Annotated in this window: 17 protein-coding genes; 8 read left to right on the top strand and 9 right to left on the bottom strand. The window is 59.4% G+C overall.

Features of this window, described 5'->3' with window-relative positions; translation table 11 throughout:
* The first annotated feature begins 47 nt into the window (after positions 1–47).
* From rhaS to WA845_RS10680, 6 genes are all read left to right on the top strand, one after another.
* A complete protein-coding gene (gene rhaS / locus WA845_RS10705; RefSeq protein ID WP_004445550.1) occupies positions 48–1058 on the top strand; it encodes a rhamnose ABC transporter substrate-binding protein in 1011 nt (336 codons plus the stop codon).
* A gap of 223 nt (positions 1059–1281) precedes the next feature.
* Entirely contained in the window at positions 1282–2817 is a 1536-nt protein-coding gene (locus WA845_RS10700; protein WP_337322318.1) for a sugar ABC transporter ATP-binding protein, read from the top strand.
* 11 nt (positions 2818–2828) lie between these two features.
* Positions 2829–3830 (top strand): ABC transporter permease, encoded by a 1002-nt coding sequence (locus WA845_RS10695; RefSeq protein WP_112553647.1) that lies wholly within the window; start codon positions 2829–2831, stop codon positions 3828–3830.
* Entirely contained in the window at positions 3827–4837 is a 1011-nt protein-coding gene (locus WA845_RS10690) for an ABC transporter permease subunit (protein ID WP_112553645.1), read from the top strand. The genes WA845_RS10695 and WA845_RS10690 overlap by 4 nt, the downstream gene beginning before the upstream one ends.
* A gap of 3 nt (positions 4838–4840) precedes the next feature.
* Positions 4841–5164, top strand: coding sequence for an L-rhamnose mutarotase (gene rhaM / locus WA845_RS10685; RefSeq protein WP_004445557.1), 324 nt, complete (start codon positions 4841–4843; stop codon positions 5162–5164).
* On the top strand, positions 5161–6543 hold the full coding sequence (locus tag WA845_RS10680; RefSeq protein WP_112553643.1) for an FGGY family carbohydrate kinase: 1383 nt from the start codon (positions 5161–5163) through the stop codon (positions 6541–6543). Before rhaM ends, WA845_RS10680 begins: the two co-directional genes overlap by 4 nt.
* Before the next feature lie 55 nt (positions 6544–6598).
* On the opposite strand, the gene WA845_RS10675 is transcribed toward WA845_RS10680, so the two are convergent.
* The 4 genes from WA845_RS10675 to WA845_RS10660 all read right to left on the bottom strand — a co-directional run bounded on the left by WA845_RS10675 (position 6599) and on the right by WA845_RS10660 (position 11048).
* The gene (locus WA845_RS10675) at positions 6599–7435 is read right to left on the bottom strand and encodes an alpha/beta fold hydrolase (protein WP_142182576.1); all 837 of its coding nucleotides are present in this window, start codon (positions 7433–7435) and stop codon (positions 6599–6601) included.
* 311 nt (positions 7436–7746) lie between these two features.
* Positions 7747–8442 carry an FkbM family methyltransferase gene (locus tag WA845_RS10670; RefSeq protein WP_034497091.1) on the bottom strand — a complete coding sequence of 232 codons (696 nt, stop codon included), beginning with the start codon at positions 8440–8442 and terminating at the stop codon, positions 7747–7749.
* Positions 8443–8597: 155 nt separating this feature from the next.
* Positions 8598–10520: a putative bifunctional diguanylate cyclase/phosphodiesterase gene (locus tag WA845_RS10665; protein WP_006698481.1), complete on the bottom strand. Its 1923-nt coding sequence runs from the start codon at positions 10518–10520 to the stop codon at positions 8598–8600.
* A 21-nt stretch (positions 10521–10541) separates the two neighbouring features.
* On the bottom strand, positions 10542–11048 hold the full coding sequence (locus tag WA845_RS10660; protein ID WP_022562939.1) for a conserved exported protein of unknown function: 507 nt from the start codon (positions 11046–11048) through the stop codon (positions 10542–10544).
* Positions 11049–11662: 614 nt separating this feature from the next.
* On the opposite strand from WA845_RS10660, the gene WA845_RS10655 reads away from it, so the two are divergent.
* Positions 11663–13099, top strand: a complete 1437-nt coding sequence (locus tag WA845_RS10655) for an NAD-dependent succinate-semialdehyde dehydrogenase (RefSeq protein WP_337322317.1) — start codon at positions 11663–11665, stop codon at positions 13097–13099.
* Positions 13100–13344: 245 nt separating this feature from the next.
* The gene (locus WA845_RS10650; protein ID WP_112554808.1) at positions 13345–14442 is read left to right on the top strand and encodes a DNA alkylation repair protein; all 1098 of its coding nucleotides are present in this window, start codon (positions 13345–13347) and stop codon (positions 14440–14442) included.
* Between the two features lie 21 nt (positions 14443–14463).
* Here the strand turns inward: WA845_RS10650 and WA845_RS10645 are convergent, their stop codons facing one another.
* From WA845_RS10645 to WA845_RS10625, 5 genes are all read right to left on the bottom strand, one after another.
* Positions 14464–15489 carry a sulfate/molybdate ABC transporter ATP-binding protein gene (locus tag WA845_RS10645; protein WP_003585657.1) on the bottom strand — a complete coding sequence of 342 codons (1026 nt, stop codon included), beginning with the start codon at positions 15487–15489 and terminating at the stop codon, positions 14464–14466.
* A 5-nt stretch (positions 15490–15494) separates the two neighbouring features.
* Complete coding sequence (cysW, locus tag WA845_RS10640) at positions 15495–16382, bottom strand: sulfate ABC transporter permease subunit CysW (protein WP_022562944.1); 888 nt, start codon at positions 16380–16382, stop codon at positions 15495–15497.
* Between the two features lie 4 nt (positions 16383–16386).
* Positions 16387–17208: a sulfate ABC transporter permease subunit CysT gene (cysT, locus tag WA845_RS10635; protein ID WP_112554806.1), complete on the bottom strand. Its 822-nt coding sequence runs from the start codon at positions 17206–17208 to the stop codon at positions 16387–16389.
* A gap of 73 nt (positions 17209–17281) precedes the next feature.
* Positions 17282–18268, bottom strand: coding sequence for a thiosulfate ABC transporter substrate-binding protein CysP (gene cysP / locus WA845_RS10630; RefSeq protein WP_003585654.1), 987 nt, complete (start codon positions 18266–18268; stop codon positions 17282–17284).
* Positions 18269–18437: 169 nt separating this feature from the next.
* Entirely contained in the window at positions 18438–19496 is a 1059-nt protein-coding gene (locus tag WA845_RS10625) for an enoyl-CoA hydratase/isomerase family protein (RefSeq protein WP_443111966.1), read from the bottom strand.
* Positions 19497–19740: the final 244 nt, after the last annotated feature.

Raw genomic sequence — 19740 nt, 5'->3', positions numbered from 1 at the left:
GCGCCGGCAGGGAAGTTGCAAGGTTCAAAAACGGGAGGAAAAGGGACATGAAACTTACACGCAGAACATTGACGAGCGTACTCGCGCTCGGCGCGGCACTCTCCGTAGCCGGCCTCGGCGGCGTTGCACAGGCCGCCGACGTGAAGATCGCGCTGGTGGTGAAATCGCTTGGCAACGGCTTTTTCGAAGCCGCCAACAAGGGCGCACAGGAAGCCGCAAAGGACCTCGGCGGAGTCGAGATCATCTATACCGGCCCGACCAGCACAACGGCGGAAGGCCAGATCGAAGTCATCAATTCGCTGATCGCGCAGGGCGTCGACGCCATCGCCATTTCCGCCAACGATCCCGACGCCGTGGTTCCGGCGCTGAAGAAGGCGGCGCAGCGCGGCATCAAGGTGATTTCCTGGGATTCCGGCGTTGCGCCCGAAGGACGCATTCTTCAGCTCAACCCCTCGTCCAACGCGCTGATCGGCAAAATGTGCCTGCAGCTCGCAGCGTCGCATCTGGAAGGCGGCAAGGGCGATTTCGCCATTCTTTCGGCCACCACCACCTCCACGAACCAGAACATCTGGATCGATGAGATGAAGAAGCAGCTGAAGGACTTCCCCGGCCTCAACCTCGTCACGACGGTCTATGGCGACGACCTCGCCGACAAGAGCTACCGCGAAGCTCAGGGCCTTCTCTCCTCGCAGCCGAATGTGAAGGTCATCGTCGCGCCAACCACGGTTGGCGTTCTCGCCGCTTCGCAGGCCGTGAAGGATGCTGGCAAGATCGGTCAGGTCTATGTCACCGGTCTTGGCCTGCCTTCCGAAATGGCCGGCGCCATCAAGTCGGGCGCCACCAAGGAATTCGCCATCTGGAACCCCATCGACCTCGGCTATTCCGCCACCCAGATCGCCTATCGCCTCGTGAAGGGCGAAACCGACGGCAAGCCGGGTTCGGAAATTGAAGCCGGCCGTATGGGCAAGATCAAGGTTGGTGAAAACAGCGAAGCGGCCATGGCTGATCCGTTTGTTTATGACGCGAAGAATATCGATCAGTTTTCGAAGATTTTTTGATCTGAGAAGTTGCTGACCGAGGGCGGAGGGTTACCCCTCTGCCCTGCCGGGCATCTCCCCCTCAAGGGGGGAGATCGACTCGCGGTTAGGTCTCGCCCATCTCGACATTTGCGAATGAAGTGGTGGTAGAGCCTCCTGCCCATCTCCCCCTCGAGGGGGAGATGCCCGGCAGTGCAGAGGGGGTAGCTCCTCGCCGCTTCACACAAACCGACCGGTAAGACGAATGATGCGTGCCGAACCCCAAATCCTAAACGCTGCAGAAGCTTCCAGCGCCACGCCCATTCTCGAAATGCGCGGCATCAGCCAGATATTCCCGGGCGTCAAGGCGCTGGATGGCGTCGATATTGCGCTTTACCCCGGCAAGGTCACCGCGTTGATCGGCGAAAACGGCGCGGGCAAATCCACGCTCGTCAAGATCCTCACCGGCATTTACCGCCCGAACGAGGGCGACATCCTTCTCGACGGCCAGCCCGTCAATTTTCACAGCGCACAGGATGCCATCGATGCCGGCGTGACGGCCATTCATCAGGAAACCGTGCTGTTCGATGAGCTTTCCGTCGGTGAAAACATCTTTCTCGGCCATGCCCCGAAGGGCCGTTTCGGCCTGATCGACTGGAAGACCATCAATACGCGTGCCAGAATTCTGCTTGAACAGCTCGAAAGCGCCATCGATCCGACGATCCGGCTGAAAGACCTGTCGATCGCACAGCGCCACCTCGTCGCCATTGCCCGCGCCCTGTCGGTCGAGGCGCGCATCGTCATCATGGACGAACCGACCGCCGCCCTTTCGCGCAAGGAAATCGATGATCTCTTCCGCATCGTCGAAAACCTGAAGCGGCAGGGCAAGGCTGTTCTCTTCATCAGCCACAAATTCGATGAGGTCTATGAGATTGCGGAAAACTATGCCGTCTTCCGGGACGGCAGGATGGTGGGCGCCGGCACGCTCACGACCACCCCGCAGGATGAAATCGTTCGGCTGATGGTTGGCCGTGATGTAACGAACGCCTTTCCAAAGCAGGCTGTTACGCTGGGTCCCACGGTTCTTTCAGTCCGCGATTACTCTCATCAGACCGAGTTTCGCGATATCTCTCTCGAGTTACGCAAGGGCGAAATTCTTGGCCTTTACGGGCTGATCGGCGCCGGGCGTTCGGAGCTTTGCCAGTCGCTGTTCGGCATCACCCGCCCGGCATCGGGTGAAGTGATGTTGAACGGCCAACCCATCACAATCCGCTCGCCGGAAGATGCCATCCGCGCCGGTATCGTCTACGTGCCGGAGGAACGCGGCCGCCACGGTCTGGCGCTCGACATGCCGATCTACCAGAACATGTCGCTGCCTTCACTCACACGCACCTCGCGCAAGGGCTTTCTGGCCGCTGCCAACGAATTCGCGCTTGCGCGCAAATATGCCTCGCGGCTCGATCTGCGCGCCGCCGCCCTTTCGGTGGCGGTCGGTACGCTTTCAGGCGGCAACCAGCAGAAGGTGGTGATCGGCAAATGGCTCGCCACCCAGCCAAAGGTCATCATCCTCGATGAGCCGACAAAGGGCATCGATATCGGCTCCAAGGCAGCGGTGCACGGCTTCATCAGCGAGCTCGCGGCCGAAGGCCTGTCGATCATCATGATCTCGTCCGAACTTCCCGAAATCCTCGGCATGTCCGACCGCGCCATCGTCATGCGCGAAGGCCTGATGGCGGGCCAGTTCGAACGCGCCGATTTTTCCCCGGAAAAGCTGGTGCGCGCCGCCACCGGCAATGCCTGAGAGGGGCTAACATGCAACGTCTACTCAAAAACCGCGAATGGCTGCTGGCGGGTATCATCATCGTCATGATCGCCGGTTTTGCGATGCGCGCCCCCGGCTTCGGCCGGCCCGGCAATCTCGTCAACATCTTCAACGATACCTCCATTCTCATCATTCTGGCGCTGGGCCAGATGGCGGTCATCCTTACAAAATCCATCGACCTCTCGGTCGCAGCCAATCTTGCCTTTACCGGCATGGCGGTGGCGATGACCAACGCTGCCTTTCCGGGCATTCCGCTGCCGCTTCTTATCGTCATGGCTGTCGGCATCGGCGCGTTTCTCGGCTCGCTCAACGGCGTTCTGGTCTGGTGGCTCGGCATTCCGCCCATCGTCGTCACGCTTGGTACACTCACCATCTATCGCGGCATGGCCTTCGTGCTTTCGGGCGGCGGCTGGGTGAATGCGCACCAGCTATCCCCCACTTTCCTCAACGTGCCGCGCACCATGCTTCTCGGCATGCCGGTCCTTTCCTGGGTGGCGATCCTCATCATCGCCGGCGCCTGGCTGGTGCTCGGCCGGACTTCCTTCGGCCGCTCCGCTTATGCCTCGGGCGGTAATCCGAGTGCAGCCGTTTATGCGGGCATCGATGTCGGCCGCACGCGCTTCTTCGCCTTCGTGCTCTCGGGCGCGCTCGCCGGTCTCGCCAGCTATCTCTGGGTGTCGCGTTACGCGGTTGCCTATGTCGACATCGCCGCCGGCTTCGAACTGGACAGCGTGGCGGCAAATGTGATCGGCGGCATTTCGATTGCGGGCGGCATCGGTTCGGTGGCGGGTGCCGTGCTCGGCGCGCTGTTCCTCGGCGTCATCAAGAACGCGCTCCCCGTCATTGGCATCTCGCCCTTCGCGCAGATGGCGATATCAGGCGTCGTCATCGTGCTCGCCGTCGTCTTCAACGCCCGCGCCGAAGCCAGGAAAGGCCGCATCATCCTGCGGGACCGCGCCGCAGGTGATCAGCCCAAGGAGGCCGCAGCATGAGCACGCCGTCCCATTCAACACAAAGCCCGCGCGTCATTCCAGACAAGCTGGGAACACCTCTACGGCGCATCATGGGCAGCTGGGAAGTGCTGCTGCTCGGCGTCGCGATCCTGATCTTCATCGCCAATTCGTTGGCCTCGCCCTATTTCCTCAATGCCTGGAACCTGTCTGATGCGACCTTCAATTTCACGGAAAAGGCCATCATCGCATTTGCCATGGCGCTGCTGATCATCGCCGGTGAGATCGATCTCTCGGTCGCCGCCATTATCGCGCTCGCGTCCACCGCCATGGGTGCTGCGGCGCAGATGGGCGCCGGCACACCGGGCCTTGTTGCGATCGGCATCGCCACCGGGCTTTTGTGCGGCGCCTTCAACGGGTTCCTGGTCGCCGGGCTGAAACTGCCGTCCATCGTCGTCACCATCGGCACCATGAGCCTGTTTCGCGGCATTTCCTACATGGTGCTGGGTGATCAGGCCTATGGCAAATACCCCGCCGATTTCGCCTATTTCGGTCAGGGTTACGTCTTCTGGGTGATTTCGTTCGAATTCGTCCTGTTTATCGCCATGGCCATTCTCTTCGCCGTTCTGCTGCATGCCACCAATTTTGGCCGGCAGGTCTATGTGATCGGCAACAACCCGTTCGCCGCCCGTTTCTCCGGCATCCCCGTCGAGCGGGTGAAGTTCATCCTCTTCCTGCTCACGGGCCTGATGAGCGGCATTGCCGCCGTCTGCCTCACCTCGCGGCTCGGTTCGACGCGGCCCTCGATTGCTCAGGGCTGGGAGCTGGAGGTCGTGACGATGGTTGTGCTGGGCGGTGTGTCGATCCTCGGCGGCTCCGGCACCATCGCAGGCGTCGTCATCGCAGCCTTCGTCATGGGCCTCGTTACCTTCGGGCTTGGTCTTTTGAATGTGCCCGGCATCGTCATGTCGATCTTCGTCGGCCTGCTGCTGATCATCACCATCGCCATCCCCATCGTTGTCCGCCGCCTTCGGTCCATGAGAAGCTGAGCCATGACGGAACTCGAAAAATACGCCTTCAAGATGAAACTCTTTCCGGGAAAAGAGGCCGAATATAAAAAGCGCCATGACGAGATATGGCCGGAACTGGTGACGCTGCTGCACGAGGCAGGGGTGAGTGACTATTCCATTCATCTCGACCCGGAAACCAACATCCTTTTCGGCGTGCTGACGCGCCCGAAGACCCATCGCATGGCTGCTCTGCCAGAGCATCCCGTGATGAAAAAGTGGTGGGCCCACATGGCCGATATCATGGAGAGCAATCCCGATAATTCGCCGGTCGCAAAAGACCTGGTGACGGTGTTCCATCTGCCATGAGCAAGAGCACCAGACCGGACCGCGTCGCGGTCATCGATATCGGCAAGACCAACGCCAAGGTCGTCGTCATCGACACCGGCAGCGGCGAGGAGATTGCCAGCAAAAAACAGGCGAACCCTGTCCTCCGCGATGGAATTTATCCGCATTACGATGTGGAGATGCTCTGGCGCTTCATTCTCTCCACGCTTCAGCGTTTCGGCCAGAAGCCCGGCTTCGATGCGATTTCCATCACGACCCATGGCGCTTCGGCAGCACTTCTCGATGGGAACGGCGACCTCGTCATGCCTGTGCTCGATTATGAACACAGCTATCCCGCAGCCATTGAGGAAGCCTATCACAACATCCGGCCCGATTTTGCCGAGACCGGTTCACCACAGCTTCCCGCCGGGCTGAACCTTGGCGCGCAAATCCATTTCCAGAAGACGGCCTTTCCGAACGATTTCGCCAGGGTGCGCAGCATCGTTACCTATCCACAATATTGGGCGGGACGTCTGACCGGCATTCGGGCCACGGAAACGACCTCGCTCGGCTGTCATACCGATCTCTGGAACCCGCCCCGGAAGAGCTTCTCCTCGCTCGTCGAGCGTCTCGGTATCGAGACGTTAATGGCGCCGGTCCGCTCCGCTTTCGATGTCCTGGGTACAATCCACCAATCACTGGCAATCGAAACCGGCCTTTCGCCGCATATGCCGGTCTATTGTGGAATCCACGATTCCAACGCCTCGCTCCTGCCGCATCTTCTGCGCCGCGACGGTGATTTTTCGGTCGTCTCCACGGGCACCTGGGTGGTGAATTTCGCCATTGGCGGTGCGGCGGGTGCGCTCGATCCCATCCGCGACACACTCCTGAATGTCGATGCTTTCGGCCGTCCCGTTCCCTCCTCCCGCTTCATGGGCGGCAGGGAATATGAAATGCTGGCACAGCAATTCGGAGAAGCAAAAGACGAAGCAATAGACGCAGCTCTCGGCGGCGTTGTGGCCGGGGGCATGATGCTGCTGCCGAGTGTTGTCAGCGGCTCCGGCCCGTTTCCGGACAAGACGGCACAGTGGCTCGGCGATAAAAACGCCACCGCTGCAGAGCGACACGCGGCGACATCGCTTTACCTGGCGTTGATGACGGAATTCAGCCTTTCGCTCATCGGGCGGAAAGGTCCCATCCTTGTCGAAGGCCCTTTCGCCAGCAACGCCCTTTATCTGAAGGCGCTGGCCGGCTTTGCAGAGGCGGACGTAACGGCGGTCGAAGGATCAACCGGCACCAGCGCGGGCGCGGCCCTGCTCACCGGTATCAAACCGCTTGCCGGTCGAGAGCGCCATTTCACGCCGCACGACATTCCCGGTCTCACCTCTTACCGCAATGTCTGGCGAGGCCGCCTCGCCTGATGCGAAACGCAAAATGCGGCCGAATGATCGGCCGCATTCTGATGTCGCAAAAGTATCAGCCCTTGATGAAGGCCAGCAGATCGGCGTTCAGCACATCGGCATTGACGGTGAGCATGCCATGCGAGAAACCGGGGTAGGTCTTCAGCGTGCCGTTTTTCAGCAGCTTCACCGACTTGTGAGCGGAGTCGGCGATCGGAACGATCTGGTCGTCTTCACCGTGCAGAACAAGCGTCGGAACGCTGATATTCTTCAGGTCCTCGGTCTGGTCGGTTTCCGAGAAGGCCTTGATGCCATCGTAATGGGCCTTTGCACCACCCATCATGCCCTGACGCCACCAGTTCTGGATCACGCCTTCATGCACGGTCGCGCCATCGCGGTTGAAACCGTAGAACGGGCCGGCCGGCACGTCGCGGAAGAACTGCGCACGATTTGCGGCAAGCGCGGAGCGGAAGCCGTCAAAAACCTCCATCGGCAGGCCTTCCGGATTGGCTTCGGTCTTGACCATGATCGGCGGTACGGCGGAAACGAGAACCGCCTTGGCGACACGGCCGGCGGGTTCGCCATGCTTGGCGACATAACGCGCAACTTCGCCGCCGCCGGTGGAATGGCCGATATGGACGGCATTCTTCAGATCCAGCGCTTCGACGACGGCGAAGGCGTCGGCGGCGTAGTGGTCCATGTCGTGACCATCGGCAACCTGGGCGGAACGGCCGTGACCACGGCGGTCATGGGCGACAACACGAAAACCCTTGGAGACGAAGAACAGCATCTGCGCATCCCAGTCATCGGACGAGAGCGGCCAGCCATGGTGGAAAACGATCGGCTGGGCATCCTTCGGGCCCCAGTCCTTATAGAAGATTTCGGTTCCGTCTGTCGTCTTAACAAAGCCCATGATCGTTTCTCCTTCGGTTGCGTTGGAATGGTGCATCCTGTTGTGCGCCGGTTTGATGGAGGGATAATGACGCAGGAAAATGACTTCAACAATTACAATAATAATTCGGAATGAATTGCATTTTTCGCAATAATAATAGAGCTGCCCGCTGCCAGATGAATTGCGGCACGGACACTAAACGGCATGAAGCGCCAAAGGTTGCGCCAGATGGCGCAAGCGGTCGGTAAATGATTGCGCGCAGAACGCTTAGCGCCTGCCCGCAGCTTGAAACAAACTCTCCAACGTCACCCTTGGCTTGAGATGCCCCGCTTTCAATCCACCTCGGGATCGTATTCCCTCGGGCTGTCATCCCGGGAAAACAGCACGCAAGGACCGCGAGAGCCGCGCGGATCATAGGCATAACCCTTGGCGGTGAGTGCCTGCATGATGTCGCGGACGCCGGCGAGACCGTAGAGGTGGTCGTGCAGCTCGACGAATATCCGCTCAACGCCGCTCAGGTCGGCCCTGCCTAGCAGATCGCGTTCCGCACCCTCGATATCCATGACGAGCGCTGTGATGCCGCGGCTCGTGATGAATTCATCGATGTTGGCGGAGGAGATTTCGATGCGTTTTTCATAGGGACCCTGATTTTCGTCCATGGACGACATCCAGAGATCCCTGCGAACGTAAAATGGATAGGAGCTGGGCTCGTCGGCGGTGAGAAGCCCCTGCGAAAACACGACGTTACCCCGGCAATTGGCCTTGATCACCCGCTCGGCCAGCGCCGCAGTCGCGGGGTTGGCCTCGAAAGCCCATACGGAAACATCCTTGATGCCTGCAATGATCGACGTGATGATCCCGATACCGGAACCCAGCTCCAGCACCCGATCACCGGGCTTGATGGCTTTCAGGACGCTGCGAGCCTCCTTCGCCTCGTAGCTGCCGTCGGTCAGCGCCTGCCAGATGACGGGCGACACCTCATCGGAAGAAAGAGGCAGTGCAACTCCATGCACGTCCAGTATTTCCATGTCTCAAACCTTTTCGCAAAATCCGGTCGTCTCGCCGCAACGGTCCCGTATCAACCGAAAATGCTCTACAGCATCGTTGCGGTAACCGGTATGGGTTTTCGCGAGCGACAGTATCACTTGGTAAAAATTCCAATGGCCGCCAGGACAGGCGCGTCTCAGGCAGAGCTCCAGGCGACGAGCTCCTTGGCCGGCAGCGGCCTGCTGATCAGATATCCCTGAACCTGGTCGCATCCCAGACGCCTGACGCATTCATATTGCTCTTCCGTCTCGATACCTTCCGCAATCGTCGTCATTCGCAAACTGCGGCCGACGCCGACCACGAATTCCACGATCGCCAGCGCATCCCGGTCGCTGGTGATATCGCGCAGAAAGGATCGGTCGATCTTGATCTTGTCGAAGGGGACGCCGCGCAGATTGGCGAGCGATGAATAGCCAGTGCCGAAATCATCCATGGCGATCTTGATGCCGACTGCCTTCAACCGCGACAGCGTGTTGATCGTCTGGTCGCTCTTGTTGAGCAGGATCGATTCGGTGATCTCAAGTTCGAGCCGGCTTGGTTCCAGTCCGCTTTTTTCAAGCGCGCCCATGACGTTTTGAATAAGGTTGGTACTGTGGAACTGAACGGGTGATAGATTGACGGCCACCTTCATGTCCTCGTCCCAGCCCATCGCCTCGCGGCAGGCGGTCTCCATCACCCACTTTCCGAGCGAATGGATGAGACCGGTTCTTTCCGCGACGGGAATGAACACACTGGGGGGCACATCGCCGCGCACCGGATGTTTCCAGCGAAGCAACGCCTCGAAGCCGCAGAGCTTGCGCGTCTGCGTCGCTACCTGCGGCTGGTAATAAACTTCCATCTCGTCGTTCTGCAGTGCTGTCTGCAGATCGGCTTCGAAGGATTTCTTCTCGGTCAACTGCTTCTGCATCCGAACCTTGAAAACGCTCGCACGGCCTGGACCGATGGCTTTCGCCTCGTAAAGCGCCAGATCCGCCCGCTTGAACAATTCATCCGCATCCACTGCACCGTGCGATATGGCGATGCCGATGCAGGTGCCGATTTTGACCTCCTGCTCACCCAGCTGATAGGTGCGGCTGATCTGATCGATGAGCTTGGTGGCAAGCCGGCGCGCGGCGTCCTCATTCAGATCGTCGGAGACAACCGCGAACTCATCGCCTCCAAGGCGGCAAACCATGTCATAATCGCCGCCGATGGCCGAGAGGCGCTGCGCCACGGCCTGAAGCAGCGCATCGCCTGCATCGTGGCCGAGCGTGTCGTTGACATCTTTGAACCCGTCGAGATCGAGCAACAATATGGCTGTCGTACCGGTGCCACCGAAGGACCGGCGCAGCCGCTCGATCAGTTCCTGCCGGAACAGCGCCCGGTTCGGCAGGCCCGTCAGCGCATCGTGATAGGCATCATGCTCCAGACGGACATTCTTTGCCTGCAACTCCAGCGTCGCGGCGCGCAGATCGTCCGTCAGCCCGCGCATGCTTTTCTGCGCGCGGTTCAGGAGATCGTTCTGGCGAAGCAGCAATATGACAAGCGCGATGCCGCAGAGGATGAGACCGCCCGCCAGCGCCGTATAGACGATGTGGAGCTTGCGGACATCCTCATGGGCGGTATCGATCAGATTCACATCATACGCGACGGAAGACGAGGCGAGCGTCGTCATCGGCGCATCCAGCGCGCTCATCGCGGCAAGAAGATCCGGCACATCGCTCGAATTCAAGCTGTTTATCTGCTGTTCGAGACGCGCCAGAACGGCGTCAAGGCGGGTTACCAGATCCCGCCATTGCTGCTTTTCATTGATGAAAGCGCCGAGGTTGCCCTGCTTCAACAGCTCCAGGCGACTGAGCATGATATCCAGACGCAGCTGTAATTCATCCCGGTCAACCCTGCCGGGATTAAGCGCGAACACGGCGAGTTTATTCTGGAGGCGCAGATATTCGGCTACGGTCTGGCTGACGGCCCATGAGTCATTATAGCGGGCGAACTTCTGCAGAGCGGTCTGCCGCTCGGCAATGACGAAAGCGATATAGCCCGTTGCCAGGACGAAGCAACAGATGATCACCGCCACAAGTTTTCGCAAACGGCACCTTTATTCCACTATCAGTTTGGCGACTTGCCATGCGGACCGCGAATAATAAGTCTGCTTCTGCAGTTCCGGATCGCTGTCATAGGGATAGATGACAAACAACGGGCCCTTTTCGCGTACTGTCATATAATTGCCATCCAGTTTGATGGCGAGGATAACATTGAATTTCTTAAAGTCTTCAACCGGTATCGTGCTCACATAATCGTTGAGAGCCACCGCCGTGACACTGGTGCCCTTTGCGCCGACGACATCCATCAGCTTGGCAAGCGACACACCGTCAAAGCGGACACGGCCGTCGTGCCACGGTGTCGTCGTCTCCACGGTGTCCATGCCGAGCGCTTCCAGCATGTCGCGGTCAAATTCCGCAGCTCCATCGGTATTAGTGTTGGTGATGTTGCCGGATATGGTTAATATCGGCTTGCCCTGCGGCTTGGCTATGTTTCCCGCCTCGGCACAGGAAAGCCACACGAGCGACATGAACGCACTGAGAAGTACCCGGGCGAAATTCATAATTTTTCTCCATCGATAACGTTCAGGTCGAGGGTTTTCGCCAACCCTGGAAGGTCAAGGGAACCGCCAACAGCATATATATCAGGAACCGATGTTATATCCTCACTGAGATTTTATCCGTATTTTCTCTAGGTATTGAGTAAACCCTTTGGATAATTTTTCCGTCTTATTGTACTTTTTGACGTTGCGCGCCCTGTTATGACGCAACCGGCAACGCCGCGCACCGCCCGCCCCTGATCCGTCCAGCGTGACCACGGCCGAATTGTGGCCGAATTTCCACCGTTTCCTTACGGAGCAACGTGATTCGCGCCCGCCGTTGCGGCCGAAAAACGGCATCGACTTCCATGGCGGCACAAACGGCGAATGATGGTTCCGCGTCACATAAAAATCATGGCATTACCTCGGGCAAGCGGTTGAAACATACCGCCCGGAACTTAATATAAGCACTGTCGTTTCCGTTTCCGGCAGTCCACGACCTCCGCCGGAAAAGCCCAGACACCTGTTCCACGCTGCGAAAGCTGCGACGCCGGATTTCGTCCGGCCAGGAAAATTCTGTTCACCTCTCCGGGCCGGGCGGCATGCGCCGTATCGGCCGCATCATGAAGGTAGCCCCTATGCACACCTATCCCGACATCAAACTTCTCATTGGTGGCGAATGGCGCGATGCCGTTTCCGGTAAGACAATCGCCGTCTCCGATCCGGCGACGGACGAAATCATCGGCGCGATTGCGCATGCCGAGAAGGAAGACCTCGATCTGGCGCTCGCCGCCGCCGAGCGGGGTTTCAAGGTGTGGCGCGACACCTCGCCCTTTGAGCGCTCCAAGATCATGCGCAGGGCGGCCGACATATTGCGCGAGCGCAAGGACAAGATCGCCTACATCATGACCCGCGAACAGGGCAAGCCGCTGGCGCAGTCCGCCACTGAAATCATGGGCGCGGCCGACACCATCGACTGGTTCGCAGAAGAGGCGCGCCGCACCTATGGGCAGGTCATCCCGGCGCGGGCAACCGGTGTCTCACAGCTTGCCATCAAGCTGCCGGTCGGACCCGTTGCAGCGTTTACGCCATGGAACTTCCCGATCAACCAGATCGTCCGCAAGCTTTCCGCCGCGCTTGCAACCGGCTGCTCCATCATCGTCAAGGCGCCGGAAGAGACGCCGGCGTCGCCTGCCGAACTCATCCGCGCCTTTGTTGATGCCGGCGTTCCGGCGGGCGTCGTCGGCCTCGTTTATGGCGTACCGTCAGAGATTTCGGAATATCTCATTCCGCATCCGGTCATTCGCAAGATATCCTTCACAGGCTCCACGCCCGTTGGCAAGCATCTGGCTGCACTGGCCGGCAGGCACATGAAGCGCGCAACGATGGAACTGGGCGGCCATGCGCCTGTCATGATCTTCGACGACGCCGATATCGACAAGGCCATCGAAGTCGCCTCGCTTGCCAAGTTCCGCAATGCCGGCCAGGTCTGTGTCGCCCCTACCCGCTTCCTTGTGCAGGACGGTGTGGCCGATCGGTTCCTTGAAGGTTTTGTGGAAGCAACCAAGGCGATCAAGGTGGGCAATGGCCTGGAAGATGGTGTCGTGATGGGCCCGCTCGCCAATGAGCGTCGCATCCCGGCGCTGGAAGGCCTCATCAACGACGCCGTTTCGCATGGCGGCGAATTGAAGACCGGCGGCCGCCGCATCGGTAACAAGGGCAATTTCTTCGAGCCGACGGTTCTCGCCAATGTGCCGACATCAGCCAAGATCATGAATGACGAGCCCTTCGGCCCGGTCGCCATTATCAACCGGTTCTCAAGCTTCGATGACGCCATCACCGAGGCGAACCGCCTGCCCTTCGGCCTTGCATCCTATGCCTTCACCGGTTCGGTCAAGACCGCGCACGCGCTTGGCCAACAGGTCGAGGCCGGCATGCTGACCATCAACCACAACGGCCTTGCTCTTCCCGAAGTCCCCTTTGGCGGCATCAAGGACTCCGGTTATGGCACGGAAGGTGGCTCCGAAGCAGTCCAGGCCTATCTGGAGACGAAGTTCGTCAGCCAGATGAGCTGATTTTCTCAGAAAATTCTTCTCCCGCCGCGGAGAAGGTGGCCCGAAGTGCCGGATGAGGGGGCAAGCTCGCGACTTTTCGCTGACCTTGCCTCCTCATCCCGCTACCGCGAACTTCTCCCCGGACGGGGAGAAGACGTTTGTGCCACGCGCTCGGTCCGTCAGCAGTATTCGAAAGCGACTCAGTATTCCCTTGCCTCGCCTCTCCTCCTGCCTTAAAGGAACAAAAAGTGAACTTTGGGGACATTATGGGCGACGCAGCGGCACCGGCACTGAAGGAAATCTTCAACCACGAGAAACTGCAGCATATCGCCAATCAGACCAAGGCCGTCCATCCGCCCTTTGACGTTTCCGCCTTCATGGCGCTCGCCACCGAAAACCTTGAAGCGCTGGGCATCATGCAGCGCATGCGGCAGGTGGCAACAAGCCTGCATGCGACGCTTCCGGGCGACTATGCCCGCAACATCGAAATCCTCACAGCCGCAGCGCCCGGCATCGGCAACGGTTTCGCTTCGATTTCGCTTCCGGAGTATGTCGCGCTTTACGGCCTTGATGATTTCGATCTTTCCATGGGCGCGCTGCAATATTTCACCCGCTTTGGCTCCTCGGAATTCGCCATTCGGCATTTTCTGCAAAAGGACCTGACCGCCACCCTTGCCGTGATGGAAACCTGGTCACGGCACGAAAATGAGCATGTGCGGCGGCTTGCAAGCGAAGGCTGCCGGCCTCGCCTGCCATGGTCATTCCAGCTCAAGCCCCTGATCGATGATCCCTCGCCGGTTACCGCGATCCTCGACACCATGAAAGCAGACCAGGCGCTTTATGTGCGCAAATCCGTCGCCAACCACCTGAACGACATCACCAAGGATAATCCCGCTTTTGTGCTGGCGCTCATCGATGGATGGCCGAAGGACAACCCGCATACACGCTGGATCATGCGGCAGGCCTTGCGCACGCTGATCAAGAAGGGCGACACCGCAGCGCTTGCCCATCTCGGGGCGCATGAGGAGGCGCAGATTACACTTGCGGCGTTCGAGGTGTTGCCGGCAAAAGTCGCTCTCGGCAATCCGGTGCGGATTTCCGCCTCTTTCACTTCGACGGGGAATAGCCGGCAAAAGCTGGTGATCGATTACGCCGTGCATTATGTGAAGAAGAGCGGCGATGCCTCCGCGAAGGTCTTCAAGTGGAAGGAAGTCGAGCTTCCGCCCGGCGAGACATGTACATTGTCAATCAGCCGCGCCATACGTGATTTTACGACCCGCAAACACTATCCCGGTGTCCACCGGGTCGACCTTGTGATCAACGGCAGGCTGATAGCCGAAAGCGCATTCGAACTTCTGTTTTAAGCGGACAAAGGCCCTGGCGCCTTACGGCGCCGGGAAAATCTTCGCCCGGCGAATGATGACGGAACCGCGATCTCCGGCGGCGACGTCGTTTTCGGGCGGCACGTCGAATTCCAGAATATCGCCGCCGTCGGTGCTGGCGATCACCCGGCGCTCACCGGCGCGGTCAAGGACGCGCTCCACGGAGGCCGGTATGCCTTCATGCAGGTCTTCCCACTCCAGATCGCCGGGACGCGCGTAAATATCAACCGCGCCATCGCCCTGAGCATAGGAGAAGGGCAGTTCATTCTCACCCACATACACCTTTCCGCCGCGCGCCACACCCGCAACCCGGTTGGCGTCGCCCAGAAAGCGCATGACGAAGGCACTGTTCGGCTGGCGGCAGACCTCCTTCGGCGTGCCCTGCTGCACGATTTCGCCCTGATTGAGAATGACGACCCGGTCGGCCAGATCGAGCGCCTCTTCCTGGTCATGCGTCACGAAAATCGTCGTGATGCCGAGCGAATCGTGGATCTCGCGCAGCCAGCGGCGCAGGTCGCGACGCACATTGGCGTCCAGCGCTCCGAAAGGCTCATCCAGCAATAGCACCTTGGGATCGACCGAAAGCGCCCGCGCCAGCGCCACGCGCTGCCGTTGGCCGCCGGAAATCTGCGCGGGAAAACGGTCGCCCAGGCCATCGAGCTTCACCAGTCGCAGCAATTCTTCGACGCGCGCGGCGATAGCCGCCCTGTCCCGGTTCACCTTAGAGACCTTCATGCCGAAGGCGATGTTTTCGTTGAGCGTCATATGCGGAAACAGCGCATAATGCTGGAACACAAATCCGACACCGCGGTCACGCACCGGAATATTGGTGGCATCCTCCTCCCCGAAGAAAATCTGGCCGCCATCGCTATATTCGAGGCCGGCGACCATGCGCAAAATCGTGGTCTTGCCGGAGCCCGACGGACCGAGCAGCGCCAGAAGCTCGCCGCTTTCGATATCAAGCGAAACATCGCGCACGGCACGGAACGTATCAAAGGTCTTCACCACATTTTCGAGGCGGATTTTCATGGGAATCAGGTCTCCGTGGCGATGGCGGCATCGGCGTTGGTCTTTTTACGCCCGCGCCCTGCGCCGCGCCGTTCCAGCGCCACCTTGGCGATGATGGTGACGACGGCGAGGGTCGCGAGGATCGACGCCGCGGCGAAAGCGCCAGCCGTCTGGTAATCGTGATAAAGCAGCTCGATATGCAGCGGCAGCGTATTGGTCTGACCGCGAATATTGCCTGACACGACCGATACGGCGCCAAATTCCCCCATTACGCGGGCGTTGCACAGCACGACACCATAAAGCAGCGCCCATTTGATGTTCGGCAAGGTCACCGAAAAGAAGGTTCGCCAGCCGGATGCGCCAAGCGAGGTCGCCGCCTCCTCGAGATCACGACCCTGCGCCTGCATGAGCGGAATGAGTTCACGCGCCACGAAAGGTGCCGTCACGAACATTGAGGCGATAACGATGCCAGGAAGCGCAAACAATATCTTGATATCATGCGCGTCGAGGAACGGCCCGAACAGGCCCTGCAAACCATATACGAAGAGATATGCGACACCGGCAACGATCGGTGAAATCGAGAAAGGTATCTCGATCAGCACCAGCAGGAAGCGCCGGCCCGGGAAATCGAACTTGGTGATGGACCATGCCGCTGCAACACCGAAGGCCGTATTGACCGGCACGGCGATCAGTGCGGTCAGCACCGTCAGCATAATGGCGTGACGAGTATCCGGATGGGTGATGGTGGCCGAATAGGCCTTCCAGCCCTGCGAGAACGCTTCGACACCGATGATGACGAGCGGTGCCACAACGAGAAGCGTGCCGATGATGAGCACGAAGGCGATCAGGCTGCGGCGCACAAGAGGTGCATCGCCGACACGGGGCGGTTTGCGATGTGAGGAAACGCCGCTCATCTTCTCAGCCCCTCGCCGTATATCGAAGCGCGCGCGCCTGCAGATAATTGGTCACCGCCAGCATCACGAAGGCGGTGATAAGCAACACGGAGGCGATGGCCGCTGCCGCCTGATAATCATATTCCTCGAGCCGGATGAAGATCAGCAGGGCGGTGATTTCCGTCGAGAACGGCTGATTGCCGGCGATGAAGATGATTGCCCCGAATTCACCCAGGCTGCGGGCGAAAGAGAGCGAGAGACCGGCGAGCAGAGCCGGAGTCAGGAGCGGCAGGATGATCTTGCGGAAAACCTCAAGATCGGAACCACCGAGCGACTGCGCCGCTTCTTCCAGCGCCGGATCGAGGTCTTCCAGCACCGGCTGCACGGTGCGCACGATGAAGGGCAGGCTGGTAAAAGCCATCGCCACCATGATGCCAAGCGGCGTATAGGCCACCTTGATGCCGAATTGCGCCAGCACCGAGCCGAACCAACCATTGCCGGCAAACAGCGTCGTCAGGGCGATGCCGGCGACGGCGGTGGGAAGCGCGAAGGGAAGATCGACGATCGCATCGACAAAACGCCAGCCGGGAAAGCGGTAGCGCGTCAACACCCAGGCGAGCGCAAGTCCGAAGATCACATTGAACAGGGTTGCGGCCAGTGCGCAGAGCACGGTGACACGGTAACTGGCGACGGCCCGCGGCGAGGAAATGATGGACCAATACTCGGCGGGCCCGAGGCTTGCCGCCTTGAACACAAGCGCCGAGAGCGGCAAAAGCACAATGATTGCGACGTAAGTGAGGGTAACGCCAAGGGACAATTTCAGCCCCGGCAGAACATTCCGCTTCAAACCCCGCCCCCATCAATCAAAAAGCGACCCGGCAGTTTCCCGCCGGGTCATTCAAATGTTGCTGTCGCTGTGATTAGCGGCTGCCGTAGAGCGTATCAAGCGTCGCGCCGGATGCAAAATGCTCTTTCTGGATTTTAGTCCAGCCACCGAAAACGTCATTGACGTTGACGAGGCGGATGGCCGGAAACTTGTCCTTGAACTCACCGACAACCTTTTCATTATGGACACGGTGGCCGAATTCAGCGGCGATGCGCTGCCCCTCTTCAGTATAGAGGAAGTCGAGATAGCTTTTCGCCAGATCGCGAGAGCCACGCTTGTCGACGACCTTGTCCACCACGGCAACCGGGAATTCGGCCAGCAGACTGACGGAGGGCACGACGCCTTCCACCTTCTGGGCGCCATATTGCTTGGCGATGCCGCGGGTCTCCGCTTCAAAGGTAATCAAGACGTCACCGATTTCACGCTCCACGAAAGTGGTGGTTGCAGCGCGGCCTCCCGTGTCGAAAACAGGCGTATTGTCGAAGATTTTCTTGACGAATTCCTGGACCTTCGCGTCGTCGCCCTTGAACTTTTCCTTGGCGTAGGCCGTGGCGGCGAGATAGGTGTAACGGGCGTTACCGGAGGTCTTCGGATTGGGGAAAACGACCTTCACGTCGTCGCGGACAAGATCGTCCCAGTCTTTGATTCCCTTGGGGTTGCCGGCGCGGACAAGAAAAGAGGGGAAGGAATAGAAGGGCGATGCGTCATTCGGGAAATCCTTCTGCCAGTCAGCGGAAACGAAACCCTGCTTCACCAGAAAATCGACATCGGTCACCTGGTTGAAAGTGACGACGTCGGCTTCGAGACCCTCAACGATGGCACGCGCCTGTTTGGAGGTGCCAGCATGCGACTGATCGACGGTTACGCCCGGATGCTGCTTGATGAACGCCTCGTTCTCGGCCGCGAAGACCTCGCGGGCGACATCATAGGATGCGTTGAGAATGGTAGTCGGAGACTGCGCCTGCGCCGCACCTGAAAAAAGAGCGGCGATGGCAGTTCCGATAATGAGAAGACGTTTCATGAATACCCCCGGCAATTCGAATGGTGCTCAACATAGCGGGCGGCAGCAACGCCCGCGAGAAACAACTATGCCTTGCCGGAGGATGGATTGGAAATTTTGCCCAAATAATATCCACTTGGAAGGCGAGGATTTCATATAGGCCCCGAACCCGGATTTCTTTTGCGCCTGACTAAAGGCGATGATCGGGAAACAGGTTGCCGGAATGCTTGGCGAGATAGGGCGCAAGGTCCTCCTCCCGCACCTCTTCCAGCCGCGCCGGCGACCAGCGGGGATTGCGATCCTTGTCGACGAGGGCGGCGCGCACGCCCTCATAAAAATCACGTTGGCGCAATATCTCCGTGCCGGCAGCAAATTCCCGCTCAAGGCATTCGATGAGGCTCGCGCTTTCCCGACCCAGGCGCAGCAGCTTCAGGGTCAGCTTCAGGCTGGTGGGGGATCGCTTTTGCAGAACCTCGAGGGTCTCGCGTGAAAATGCATCTTGGCGCGCCGAAAGCGCGGCAAAAATCTCCTCGACCGTGTCAAAACGGAATGTCGCGTCGATGATCTCCCGATTGAGGGATAAGATACCTTCGCCGGCCTCAATGGCGTGCGCCGTGATGGCCGTCTCAACACTGTCCGTATCCGCCGATCGCGATAGATCCTGAACCAGCCTGCCAAGGCGATCCGAAGGAACAAAATAATCGGCAAGGCCCGCATAGATGGCGTCGGCGGCCGTAACGGCATTGCCCGTCAGCCCCAGCCAGGTGCCGCATTCGCCCGGCGCCCGTGGCAAAAGCCAGGACCCGCCAACGTCAGGAAAATAGCCGATGCCCGTCTCCGGCATGGCGAGTTTTGTGCGCTCCGTGACGACACGATGGCTGCCATGGGCTGAAATGCCAACGCCGCCGCCCATGACAATGCCATCCATCAGCGCCACATAGGGCTTGCCGAAGTGAGCGATACGATAATTGAGCGGAAATTCTTCCCGCCAGAAATCAAGGACCTGTGGGTCGCCCGCCTTGCCGAGATCGTGAATGATGCGGACATCGCCCCCGGCGCAAAGCCCCCTGTCCCCTTCTCCCGTCACCACCACGCAGGCAACGCCGGGTTCCTCCTCGAAACGCTGAAGCGCATGGAACAGGTCGCGCACCATCGGCAAGGTCAGGCTGTTGATGGCCTTCGGCCGGTTGAGGCGAATGATGCCCGCCCCTCCCTGTTTTTCGACGATGACCTGCGCATCCGTTTCCATTCTCCGCTCCAAGACCGCCTCCTCCACTGCCCGTTCGTTCGGCCATCTTGGCGGCCTTGGCGCAATCACGCAACGTTGATCTTGCGTGGCAGGAACGTCTTTCGCTCAAACCGCTTTAACGGGCAGAAAATGCCAGAAATCGGTTTTCGCAATGCAGCATGTTTGCTTGACGCCCGGAAAATCATGGCATGTAATGGCCTCTGGAATGCCGGCATTGATTCCTGTCGAGCGTGTGCCGGACCAA

Origin of the sequence: Agrobacterium sp. CMT1, assembly GCF_037203725.1 — a bacterium.
Lineage (GTDB): Bacteria > Pseudomonadota > Alphaproteobacteria > Rhizobiales > Rhizobiaceae > Agrobacterium > Agrobacterium pusense.
Note: the sequence above shows the minus strand (reverse complement) of the source record. Positions and strands in the feature narration are given on the sequence as shown.

What these genes read in the sequence shown, in the direction of transcription:
- rhaS (WP_004445550.1), top strand. Translation starts at nt 48, where the DNA reads ATGAAACTTACACGCAGAACATTGACGAGCGTACTCGCGCTCGGCGCG.
- WA845_RS10700 (WP_337322318.1), top strand. Translation starts at nt 1,282, where the DNA reads ATGATGCGTGCCGAACCCCAAATCCTAAACGCTGCAGAAGCTTCCAGC.
- WA845_RS10695 (WP_112553647.1), top strand. Translation starts at nt 2,829, where the DNA reads ATGCAACGTCTACTCAAAAACCGCGAATGGCTGCTGGCGGGTATCATC.
- WA845_RS10690 (WP_112553645.1), top strand. Translation starts at nt 3,827, where the DNA reads ATGAGCACGCCGTCCCATTCAACACAAAGCCCGCGCGTCATTCCAGAC.
- rhaM (WP_004445557.1), top strand. Translation starts at nt 4,841, where the DNA reads ATGACGGAACTCGAAAAATACGCCTTCAAGATGAAACTCTTTCCGGGA.
- WA845_RS10680 (WP_112553643.1), top strand. Translation starts at nt 5,161, where the DNA reads ATGAGCAAGAGCACCAGACCGGACCGCGTCGCGGTCATCGATATCGGC.
- WA845_RS10675 (WP_142182576.1), bottom strand. Translation starts at nt 7,435, where the DNA reads ATGGGCTTTGTTAAGACGACAGACGGAACCGAAATCTTCTATAAGGAC.
- WA845_RS10670 (WP_034497091.1), bottom strand. Translation starts at nt 8,442, where the DNA reads ATGGAAATACTGGACGTGCATGGAGTTGCACTGCCTCTTTCTTCCGAT.
- WA845_RS10660 (WP_022562939.1), bottom strand. Translation starts at nt 11,048, where the DNA reads ATGAATTTCGCCCGGGTACTTCTCAGTGCGTTCATGTCGCTCGTGTGG.
- WA845_RS10655 (WP_337322317.1), top strand. Translation starts at nt 11,663, where the DNA reads ATGCACACCTATCCCGACATCAAACTTCTCATTGGTGGCGAATGGCGC.
- WA845_RS10650 (WP_112554808.1), top strand. Translation starts at nt 13,345, where the DNA reads ATGGGCGACGCAGCGGCACCGGCACTGAAGGAAATCTTCAACCACGAG.
- WA845_RS10645 (WP_003585657.1), bottom strand. Translation starts at nt 15,489, where the DNA reads ATGAAAATCCGCCTCGAAAATGTGGTGAAGACCTTTGATACGTTCCGT.
- cysW (WP_022562944.1), bottom strand. Translation starts at nt 16,382, where the DNA reads ATGAGCGGCGTTTCCTCACATCGCAAACCGCCCCGTGTCGGCGATGCA.
- cysP (WP_003585654.1), bottom strand. Translation starts at nt 18,268, where the DNA reads ATGAAACGTCTTCTCATTATCGGAACTGCCATCGCCGCTCTTTTTTCA.
- WA845_RS10625 (WP_443111966.1), bottom strand. Translation starts at nt 19,496, where the DNA reads ATGGAAACGGATGCGCAGGTCATCGTCGAAAAACAGGGAGGGGCGGGC.